General features: G+C 73.3%; 10 protein-coding genes. 1 reads left to right on the top strand and 9 read right to left on the bottom strand.

The annotated features are described in order from the left end of the window. Positions 1-300: 300 nt before the first annotated feature. From ACFWIC_RS04145 to ACFWIC_RS04120, 6 genes are all read right to left on the bottom strand, one after another. A complete protein-coding gene (locus tag ACFWIC_RS04145) occupies positions 301-1,332 on the bottom strand; it encodes an ABC transporter permease (RefSeq protein WP_380515622.1) in 1,032 nt (343 codons plus the stop codon). Next, positions 1,329-2,258: an ABC transporter ATP-binding protein gene (locus tag ACFWIC_RS04140; RefSeq protein ID WP_329948283.1), complete on the bottom strand. Its 930-nt coding sequence runs from the start codon at positions 2,256-2,258 to the stop codon at positions 1,329-1,331. Before ACFWIC_RS04140 ends, ACFWIC_RS04145 begins: the two co-directional genes overlap by 4 nt. Beyond that, positions 2,255-2,683 (bottom strand): GntR family transcriptional regulator, encoded by a 429-nt coding sequence (locus tag ACFWIC_RS04135; RefSeq protein ID WP_329879314.1) that lies wholly within the window; start codon positions 2,681-2,683, stop codon positions 2,255-2,257. The genes ACFWIC_RS04140 and ACFWIC_RS04135 overlap by 4 nt, the downstream gene beginning before the upstream one ends. Positions 2,684-2,771: 88 nt before the next feature. After that, on the bottom strand, positions 2,772-4,340 hold the full coding sequence (locus tag ACFWIC_RS04130) for a DUF2079 domain-containing protein (protein ID WP_380515618.1): 1,569 nt from the start codon (positions 4,338-4,340) through the stop codon (positions 2,772-2,774). Positions 4,341-4,584: 244 nt separating this feature from the next. Then, positions 4,585-5,229, bottom strand: a complete 645-nt coding sequence (locus ACFWIC_RS04125) for a response regulator transcription factor (RefSeq protein WP_329879316.1) — start codon at positions 5,227-5,229, stop codon at positions 4,585-4,587. Next, a complete protein-coding gene (locus tag ACFWIC_RS04120; RefSeq protein WP_329879317.1) occupies positions 5,217-6,518 on the bottom strand; it encodes a sensor domain-containing protein in 1,302 nt (433 codons plus the stop codon). Before ACFWIC_RS04120 ends, ACFWIC_RS04125 begins: the two co-directional genes overlap by 13 nt. 204 nt (positions 6,519-6,722) lie before the next feature. Here ACFWIC_RS04120 and ACFWIC_RS04115 point away from each other — a divergent pair, with 204 nt between their 5' ends. Beyond that, on the top strand, positions 6,723-7,787 hold the full coding sequence (locus ACFWIC_RS04115) for an acyl-CoA desaturase (RefSeq protein WP_329879318.1): 1,065 nt from the start codon (positions 6,723-6,725) through the stop codon (positions 7,785-7,787). A gap of 93 nt (positions 7,788-7,880) precedes the next feature. Here ACFWIC_RS04115 and ACFWIC_RS04110 read toward each other — a convergent pair whose 3' ends face one another. From ACFWIC_RS04110 to ACFWIC_RS04100, 3 genes are all read right to left on the bottom strand, one after another. Continuing rightward, on the bottom strand, positions 7,881-8,396 hold the full coding sequence (locus ACFWIC_RS04110; RefSeq protein WP_329879319.1) for a GNAT family protein: 516 nt from the start codon (positions 8,394-8,396) through the stop codon (positions 7,881-7,883). Positions 8,397-8,503: 107 nt separating this feature from the next. Next, positions 8,504-8,785: an SHOCT domain-containing protein gene (locus tag ACFWIC_RS04105; protein WP_329948286.1), complete on the bottom strand. Its 282-nt coding sequence runs from the start codon at positions 8,783-8,785 to the stop codon at positions 8,504-8,506. Positions 8,786-8,839: 54 nt separating this feature from the next. Then, positions 8,840-9,319: a DUF6325 family protein gene (locus ACFWIC_RS04100; protein ID WP_380515612.1), complete on the bottom strand. Its 480-nt coding sequence runs from the start codon at positions 9,317-9,319 to the stop codon at positions 8,840-8,842. Between the last annotated feature and the right edge of the window lie 260 nt (positions 9,320-9,579).

Raw genomic sequence — 9,579 nt, 5'->3', positions numbered from 1 at the left:
TGCCCGCACCGGTGTCCGGTGCGGGCACACGCACGTCGGGGCCCGGCTCCCGCCGGAGTTCGTCGACCGGGTCGTCGTCCGGCAGGGGCCCGCGCCGGGGACGGGCCGCCCCCGGCGGGGCAGGTCACCGCCCTCGCCGACGCACCGGGCCGGAAGGCCCGGTGACGACGCGACACCGCCGGAGCGGGCGGCGCCGGCCCGGATTGCGCCCGGACCGGCCCGGAATCGTCCGAGGTGCCCGAGGTGTCCGAGACGACGTACTTGCGGATCGCGCCCGAACGGCCGACGGTCGCCCGGACCTCAGCCCGAGGCCCTGGCGATCCGCCGGAACACCACCGCGAGGGCGATGACGGCGAGCACGACCAGGATGCCCGTCTCGACGAGCTGGATCGGGACGAAGTGCGAGACAGGGTGGTAGTGCCCCCAGGCGCCGACCGCTTCGTCGCACTCGTAGCTCGCCACGCAGTACCCGTCCGGGGCCCTCGTGCCGTCCGGCAGGATGATGCCCCGCTCGACCAGCCAGGCGTTGGTGGGCTGCATGAAGCCGCCCATGGACTCGTCGTACGGCACCACGGCGTCGACCACCGGCCAGAGGTACGGCCGGACCAGCCGCATCACGACGCTCGCGATCACCATCAGCACCCCGCTCACCAGCACGGCGGTGACCGTCCGGCGCACCAGTTCCCCGACCAGCACCCCCAGCGCCAGGCCGAACAGCGACCAGGCGAACGGGGCCAGGCCGAGCGCGGGGTAGGTGGAGGTCTGGAACGGCGGGTCGAAGCCGGCCGGACCGTGGATGACGTCGGTCCACCACACCCAGGTGGTCAGCAGGGACAACACCCCGACGGCCGGCAGGACGACCAGCCCGGCGACGGCGAGCCGGGCCGCGAGCCAGCGACGCGGAGCGGCGGACTGCGCCAGCACCAGGCGGATCGTGCCGCGCTCGTACTCCTGGGCGAGCAGCGGCCCCCCGAGGAACATGCCCAGCACGACGGGAAGCGCGAAGACGGCGGGCTGGACCAGATCGGTGAACGCCCGGGCCGCGAGGTCGATCCGCTGGATCAGGGGCCAGCACTGCTGTTCCCCCCAGAAGGACGAGTCCAGGCAGCCCCTCTGCTCCATGACCCCGGCCCGGTCCTGGACGACGAAGTGGATGGCGAGCAGCACGACGGTGGCGAGGACGAGCAGGGCGGCGGTGACCCGGATCGCGGACCGGCTCTGCCGGAGGGCCAGCCACAAGAGCCCGGTCGGTCGGCGCGCGGGACGGGTCGGGCCCGCCGGGCCGTCGGCGGACCCCTGGGCGGCCCGGCCGTTCAACAGGCTGGTGCTCATGCGGCGGCCTCTCGGTCGGGCTCTGCGGAGCCGGCGGTACGCGTGGTGGTGCCGGGGCGGTCGGCGATCGGGGTGCGGAGGTAGGCCAGCAGCAGTTCCTCCAGGCTCGGCCGGGTCGCCTCCCACGGGCCCGCCACCGCCTCCCCGGTGCGGATCAGCGCGGTGACCTGACGCCCCCGGACGCGCTTCTCCACGGCCAGGTCGTCGGGGAGTTGGGCGGCCCCGGCCGCACCGGTGAGCAGCTGGTGGCCGTCGAGGATCTCCTCCAGGTCGCCGGCGAGCCGGATGCGCCCGGACTGCATCAGGAGCAAGTGGTCGATGACGCCGTCGAGTTCGGGCAGGATGTGGGAGGAGATCAGGATCGTGGTGCCGCGGTCGGCAGCCTCCGCCATCAGGGCGCCCATCAGTTCGTGCCGGGCGAGCGGGTCGAGGTCGGCCATCGGCTCGTCCAGCAGGAGCAGGTCGGCGCGCTTGCCGAGGGCGACGGCGAGCGCGACCCGGGTCCGCTGGCCGCCCGAGAGCGAACCGATCTTCGCCCGGTGGTCCAACTCCCCCAGGTTCACGACCTTCTGCGCCACGTCCTCGTCCCAGCGCGGGTTCAGCTCGCGGCCGAGACGGAGGGTGTCGGCCACCGTGAAGGAGGGGTAGAGCGGCTTCTCCTGGGTCACGTAGGCGACCCGGGTCCGCAGCTCGGGGGTGCCCGACGGCTCGCCGAGGACCCGCAGTTCCCCGGCGGTGGGCTTGATCAGACGGGCGGCCAGCGTCAACAGGGTGCTCTTTCCGGCCCCGTTGGCGCCGACCACCCCGCAGATCCGGCCGGCCGGAACGGTGAAGCTGCAGTCCCGCAGGGCCCACCGGTCCCCCCGGTAGCGCTTGCCCAGCCCCACGGCCTCGACCGCCGGTCGGCTGTCGGCCTCGGATGTCATGCGGTCCCCCCGCCCTCCTTGTTCGGCGCCGCCGGGGCGACCCCGGTCTCGAAGCGCTGTTCCAGTACGGAGGCCATCAGGGCGTCGATGTCCTCCCGGTCGAGCCCGGCCTCCCGGGCCTCGTCGACCCACCCGACCAGTCCCGCGCGCAACGGACCGTCGGCGGCCGCCTCCGGTCGGGCGAGGGAGCGGCGGACGAAGGTGCCGAGTCCCGGTCGGGGTTCGACCAGCCCTTCGCGTTCCAGCTCGCGGTAGGCCTTGAGCACCGTGTTGGGGTTGATCGCGGTCTGCTCGACCACCTCCCGCGCGGTCGGCAGCTTGTCCCCCGGCTGGAGCATCCCGAGCCGCAGCGCCTGCTTGGTCTGCTGCACGATCTGCTGGTACGTGGAGACGCCGCTGCGCCGCTCGATGCGGTACTCGATCACACTCGCATCGCCCTTTCACTAGTTCAATAGTGGAATGGTGGCGCACCGCACCACCGCGGTCAAGTCGAACCAGGGGGGTCGCCGGAGGCTACGGGCGCTTCAGCAGGAGCAGGCCGCCGCCGTCCACGACGGGCCGGTAGCCCTCCCGCTCGTAGCGGCCGAGCATGCGCCTGGTGTCCTCGACCGCACAGGGCGCCTGCACGCTCGGGTCCGTGAGGTCGACGGCCACCCACTGCGGCCCGGTGGGCGCCGGCACACCGGGCGCCGACGCACCGGACGCCGGCGCCGGCTCGCGGCAGACCAGGGCGACCGTCGCCCGCCCGGTCAGCTGCGCGGCGAGCCGGTTGGACGCGGCGACGGTGGCGCCGTCGGGTATCCGGGCGAGCATCGCCCGGGCCTGCGCGAGCCGGGGCGACGTCTGCCAGGCCTCGGGCATCACCACCTCGTGCAGCGGGAAGGCGGGGAACGTCACGGCGGCGACCAGCGCACCGACCGCCAGGGCCCGCCGGGCCCGCCGGGCGCGGCGGACCCGGCCGGGCTCCACGGCGTCCGCGGCACCTCCCGGCGCCTCGACCGGCCCCGGCACCTCCGCCGCCCCCGGGGCGCCGGACCCGTCCCGGGCGCCCTCCGGGGCGGTCGCATCCGCCCGGCCCGGCAGCCCGGCCCGGCCCAGGGCGTCCACCAGGGCCGCCACCGCCAGCGGCATCAGCACCGCGCTGTAGTGGTAGCCCACCCCCCAGTAGTGCGGGTTGTCGGCGAGCAGCCGCCAGGCGAGGGTGGGCACGCAGAGCAGCGCGAGCGGCGAGCGCAGCCCGAGGAACCCCGCGGTCGCGGCGAGCAGGAACAGCAGCAGCCACTTCAGCGGCGGCCACCCGAGGCGGGCGACCGGCGCCCACGGCGCCGTGGTGGCGCCGCCGGAACCGAGCTGGCGCCAGTAGTCGAAGCCGCCGTCCGGGTTGAACGACGGCAGCACCACCAGCACGGTCAGTGCGGTGGCGGCGACCCCGAGGAGCGCCACGCCGAACCCCAGCGCCCGACCGCCGCCCGCGCGCGGTGCCCGCCGGAAGATCAGCACCCCGAAGGCCGCGACGGTCAGCCCGAGGTCCTCCTTCACCAGGACCAGCGGCAGGGCCCAGAGCGCCGCCGCCACGGGCCGGCCGCGCCCGAGCGCCGTCGCCGCGAACGCGAGCAGCGGCACGGCGAACGCGATCTCGTGGAAGTCGTCGGCGGCCGCGTTGACGATCCCCCAGGACGCCCCCGTCAGCACCCCGACGGTCAGCGCGACCCGCCGCCCGCCCACCTCGTACGCCCAGCAGGTGAGCGGCACGACCGCCAGCGCCATCAGCACCGCCTGCGCGACGAGCAGCGTCACCGCGCCGGGAAACGCCCGGTAGAACGGGGCCAGCGTGACGAGCACCGGGTGGAAGTGGTCCCCGAGCAGGTGGTAGCCGGGCCCCTTGAGCAGGACCACCGGCGCCTCACCGTGGGCGTACGCGCGGACCGCCTGCTCGAAGATCCCCAGGTCGTACGCCTGGGTGAGCATGCGCCGGTGCCGGTTGACGGCGACGCAGCCGTACAGGACGGCGAAGAGGCCCGCCAGCGCCCAGGCCGGCGCCCAGGCCGGCCACGGCGCCGACGACCGGGCAGACAGTCGCACCGACGACCGCACCGACGACCCGGGGCGGCGGAGGCGGGACCGGAGGAGGGAGAGGAACGGGAGCATGGGCAAAGTACCCTTCCACTAATGAATTAGTGGAAGGGTGTTGGAGCCCCGTAGCGCCAGTCAACCCCGGACCGGCCGACGCCGACCGGGCCCTCCGGCCTGCCCTCGGGCCCCCCGGGTCAGCCCGAAAGGGCAGCTCGGAAGGGCAGCTCGGAGGGGTTCCGGCGGTGGTCGGAGGTCAGAAGTTGAGGTGGGCGAGGACGGCGAGGACCCGCCGGTTGTCGTCGCCCGACTGCGCGAGGCCCAGCTTTCCGAAGATGTTGTTGGTGTGCTTGCTCACCGACTTCTCCGTGATGCAGAGCTCCCGGGCCACCGCCGCGTTGCTGCGCCCCTCGGCCATCAGTGCGAGCACCTCACGCTCCCGGGTGGTGAGCGACCGCATCGAGTCCTTCGTCGAGTTCCGTTGCAGCAACTGGGAGATGACCGAGGTGTCCATCGCGGTCCCACCCGCGGCCACCCGCCGCACCGCATCGACGAACTCGCTGACCTCGAAGACCCGGTCCTTGAGCAGGTACCCGATGCCGCCCCGGTGGTCCGTGAGCAGCTCCCGGGCGTAGAGGTGCTCGACGTGCTGCGACAGCACCAGCACGGGAAGGTCGGGGAGTTCGCGCCGGGCCCGGGTGACCGCGTGCAACCCCTCGTCGGTGAAGGTCGGCGGGAGCCGGACGTCGACGACCGCGACGTCCGGGCGGTGTTCCAGCAGCGCCGTCAGCAGGCTCGGGCCGTCGTCCACCGCCGCGACCACCTCGAAGTCGTTGAGCGTCAGCAGCTGGGTGATGCCCTCCCGCAGCAGCGCCAGGTCCTCGGCGATCACAACACGCATGGCAGCTCCATCGTCACCGTGGTGGGGCCACCCACCGGACTGTGCAGGTCGAGGGTCCCGTCGAAGGGCGCGAGCCGTCGACGCAGACCGTCCAGTCCACCGCCCTCGCGGACCTTCGCACCCCCGCCGCCGTCGTCGCCGACGACCAGCCGGAGCCGGCCGTCGGCGTACCCGAGCCGGATCCAGGCCGAGCCGGCGGCGCTGTGCTTGGCCACGTTCGCGAGGACCTCGGCGACGGCGAAGTAGCCGGCCGACTCGACGGGCGGTTCCGGCCGCCCCGGCAGGTCTATGTCGACCTGGACCGGGATCGGCAGATCGAGGGCGAGCGCCCGGACGGCACCGTCGAGACCGCGCTCGGCGAGGACCGGCGGGTGGATGCCGCGGACGAGGTCCCGCAGCTCGGCGAGCGCCTGGGCGCTGGCCGCACGGGCATCGGCCAGCAGCCGGTACGCGGTGTCCGGATCCTTGCGGAACATCTGGGACGCCAGACCGAGCTTGAGCCCGATCGCCACCAGCCGGGCCTGGGCGCCGTCGTGCAGGTCCCGCTCGATCCGGCGCAGCTCGGCGGCCTGCGCGTCCACCGCCGCCGACCGCGTCTCGGTCAGCTCCGCGACCCGCCGCGAGAGGTACGCCTCGGCGGTCGGGGAGAGCAGCCTGCGCGTGATCCGGCTGTGCGCACGCAGGAGCCGTTCCGCGCTCCAGAACCCGAGGAGCAGGATGACCGTCCCCTGGAAGAACGAGAGCAGCGCCGCCGTGGTGCTGTCCACGGGCCAGATCAGCCCGTACCCGTACCCGGGGTCCATCAGCGGCCAGAACAGCGGGGTGGCGACCACGCCGTGGATGCCGTAGATCATCAGCCAGCAGGGCAGGAGGCCGAGGAGCAGGCCGACCGGGACGTCGACGAGCAGCCAGAGAAGGTCCCGCCAGGTCGACCGGTCGGTGAGCAGCAGCCGGCAGTAGCGCACGCTGCTCGGCACGTCGAGCAGCTCGAACTCGTCGCCCTCGCGTGGCCGGTAGGGGCTGGGTATGGCCACGCCGCACCAACTGCCGAGGAACCGCCGGTGCAGGTCGGCGAGGCCGCGCACGGCGAACAGCGCGATCGGCAGGGTGATGAAGCCGACCCCCAGCGGGAGCAGCCCCAGCGACACGACAGAGAGCACGAGCAGCGGCACGGCGCCGAGCTGGGAGAGCAGGGCCACGGCCAGGCCGCGCCGCGCGGCCACCAGGCCGTCCCGCAGCCAGGTGAGGAGATCGGCACGCGGCCACGGCGGCCACCGGGCACTGCTCACGGGCACTGTAGGCTCCCGGCTCCCGGCTAGTCAGTCCACGGTTCGTCCGCCCACGGCGACCGCCACGGACCCCCCACCACGTCCCCCCTTCACGAAGGGTACTTGAGCAGGACAACCCCAGGGCCCGAAGGGGGGTTAACTCCCCCCTGAGGAGGGGGGTTACTCCGGTTCTCCCGGGGCCCCCCACCGACCAGACTTCTCGCCATGAGCGCTGAGTCCGCGACCTTGCCCGAAGTCCCCGCCGTCCACCGGGACGCCTCCCGGCCCGAGTCCGGCGGCAGTGACTTCGCCCAGCTGACCCGCCGAATAGCGGCCGAGGGGCTGCTCGACCGACGTCCCGTCTACTACACGGTGCGCATCGGCGTGGTGCTGGCCGCGTTCGCCGGCAGCTGGTGGGCGCTCTTCGCGCTGGGCGACACCTGGCTGCAGCTCGGCCTCGCGGCAGTGATGTCCGTCGTCTTCGCCCAGCTCGGACTGCTCTCGCACGACCTCGCCCACCGCCAGGTGTTCAACCAGCGCCTCCACAGCGAGTTCGGCGGGCGCATCGCCGCCAACCTGCTGATGGGCATGAGCTACGGCTGGTGGATGAACAAGCACACCCGCCACCACGCCAACCCGAACCACGAGGAGCGGGATCCGGACGTCAACCCGGAGATCGTGGTGTGGTCCCAGCAGCAGGCCCGCAAGGCCCGCGGGGTGGCCCGGTTCATCGGCCGGCGGCAGGCCTTCCTCTTCGTTCCGCTGCTCACCCTCGAAGGCCTCAACCTCAGCTTCAACAGCTTCCGGGCGCTCCGCAGCCCGATCATGAAGCGCCCGTACCTCGAAGGCACCCTGCTCGTCCTGCACTTCGCCGCGTACTTCGGACTCGTCTTCACCGCTCTCCCGGCCGGCAAGGCGTTCGCGTTCCTCGCCGTCCACCAGGCGCTGCTCGGCATCTACCTGGGGTGCGTCTTCGCCCCCAACCACAAGGGCATGCTGATGGTGACGCCCGAGATGAAGCTCGACTTCCTCCGCCGTCAGGTGCTCACCTCGCGCAACGTCCGCGGCGGGTTCACCATCGACGCGCTCATGGGCGGCCTCAACTACCAGGTCGAGCACCACCTCTTCCCCAGCATGCCGACCCCCGCCCTGGCCCGCGCCGCCCAGCTCACCCGTGAGTTCTGCGCGGAGAAGGACATCCCGTACTACGAGACCGGTCTGCTCCGCTCCTACCGGGAGATCTTCGCCCACCTCCACCGGACGGGCGAGCCGCTCCGCAGCGGGGAGTAGGGGAGCCGGGAACGCCGCGGCGGGCGCGGCGAGGGGCCGCCGTCGTCCCGGCGGCGGCGCCGGCGCTCGGTCGTGGCGGGGCGGGGCGGGCAGTCACTGGACGAGCTCGTCGGCCAGCAGGTCCATCAGCAGATTGTCGTGCCACGTCCCGTCGGGCCCGCGCTCGTACTGCCGCATCGTCCCGACCGGGCGGAATCCGACCTTCTCGTAGCAGCGGATCGCCGCCGCGTTGTCGGCCGCGGGGTCGATGATCAGCCGGTGGTAGTGGTGGTGGTCGACGAGGTGACGGGCCAGGGTGCGGACGGCGTCCGTTCCGTACCCCCGGCCGTGGCAGACCGGGTCGACGTAGATGTCCATGCCCGCGTGGCGGTACTCGTCGTCGTTCTCCGCGTACCACTGGACGGCTCCGACCGTCTGCCCCTCCGCCTCGATCACCAGGGTCTCGGTGCCCGGTTCGGCGAGGTCGGTGGTGACGGCGTCGGTGAGGTCGTCACCACCCCGCCAGCGGGCGTAGACCTCGGGTGTGCGGCGCACGGCGACGAGGGCCGGGATGTCGTCGGCCGTTGCGGAGCGGAGCGTGACGTGGGTGCCGTGCAGGATCGTCCCCATAGAGCGCATGCTTCCACGGAAGGGGTCGTTCGGCGAGCCGTTTTCCGCGTGGCACCCACCCGCCGTCACCAGGAGCGACTCGCCGCCGCGCAGGTGGGCCCGGGGCGTCAGCTGCCGAGCACGCGGGCCTTCTGCGCCGCGAACTCCTCGTCCGTGAGGACGCCCTGGTCACGGAGCGTGGCGAGTTCCTTGAGCTGGTCGAGCTTCTCCTCCATGGAGGACGCGGCGGCCGGCGGGGCCGCAGGCGGTGGGGCCGCGGGAGCGGGAGCCGGGGCGGGCTCCTGCTGGGCCCACCGGCCGGCCTGGCGGCGGGACACCCTGTTGGAGACGGCGGTGGCCGTACCGGCGACGACCGCGGTACGGGCGACCCCGCGGAGCAATCCGGGCATGGTCTCCTCCTTCGGACGTGGGGACGGAGGTGGTGCAGTACGTCGGGCGGTGTGTCAGCGGAGTTCTTCGAGCGCGTCCAGCGCCTCCACGAGGTCCTGGAGCGGCACGCGGCCGCTCGCGATCATCCGGGCACCCGTCCGGCGCAGCGCGGCGGCCAGCGGAGCGGCCCAGAGGTTCTCGTAGAGGAGGACGGCGGCGGAGTCGCCCGGTTCGAGGAGGGCGCCCGCCTCGGCGACGTCCTCCTCGTCGACCAGCCCGGAGGAGACGCCTTCGAACACGGTCAGGTCGAGCCGGCCGTCCCCGTCGACGTCCGCGAGTTCGAGGCCGACCAGCGACCCGTCCTCCTCCTTCTTGACGAAGGTCAGGTCGAGGATGCGGATGATGCCGCGGTCGACCAGGTCGACCAGCAGGGGCATCCCCTCGCCGGTCAGCCGGCTGCCGGGGAACTGGATGATGACGTAGTCGATGGGGCCCGGTTCGAGCGGTTCGCCGGCTTCGCCCGTCGCGGCGGCTTCGGCGGGGTCGTTGCTCACATCAGCTCCTGGAGGACGCGGCCCGGGGGAAAGACGGGCTCGGCACCACCGGGGGACGTGCTGCGGCGTGGACCGACACGGCGCGACGACGTCGTCGGGCACCACGGGACGGCGTCCGGCGCAGCAGCCGGCGGGCCGGGAGAGGTGTTGTCTGCGACGCTACCCCGCCGGACCGGGCCCGGCATCACGAGTGCGGGAGGCGGCGGAGCCCGGTGGCCGGGCCGGACATCTCTCGGAAGAATCTCGGCGTGGGTGTCGAT

The sequence above is a fragment of the Kitasatospora sp. NPDC127035 genome, assembly GCF_042726075.1.
Classification (GTDB): Bacteria; Actinomycetota; Actinomycetes; order Streptomycetales; family Streptomycetaceae; genus Kitasatospora.
The sequence above is the reverse complement of the archived record's forward strand: the minus strand, read 5'-3'. Positions and strand labels throughout refer to the sequence as shown.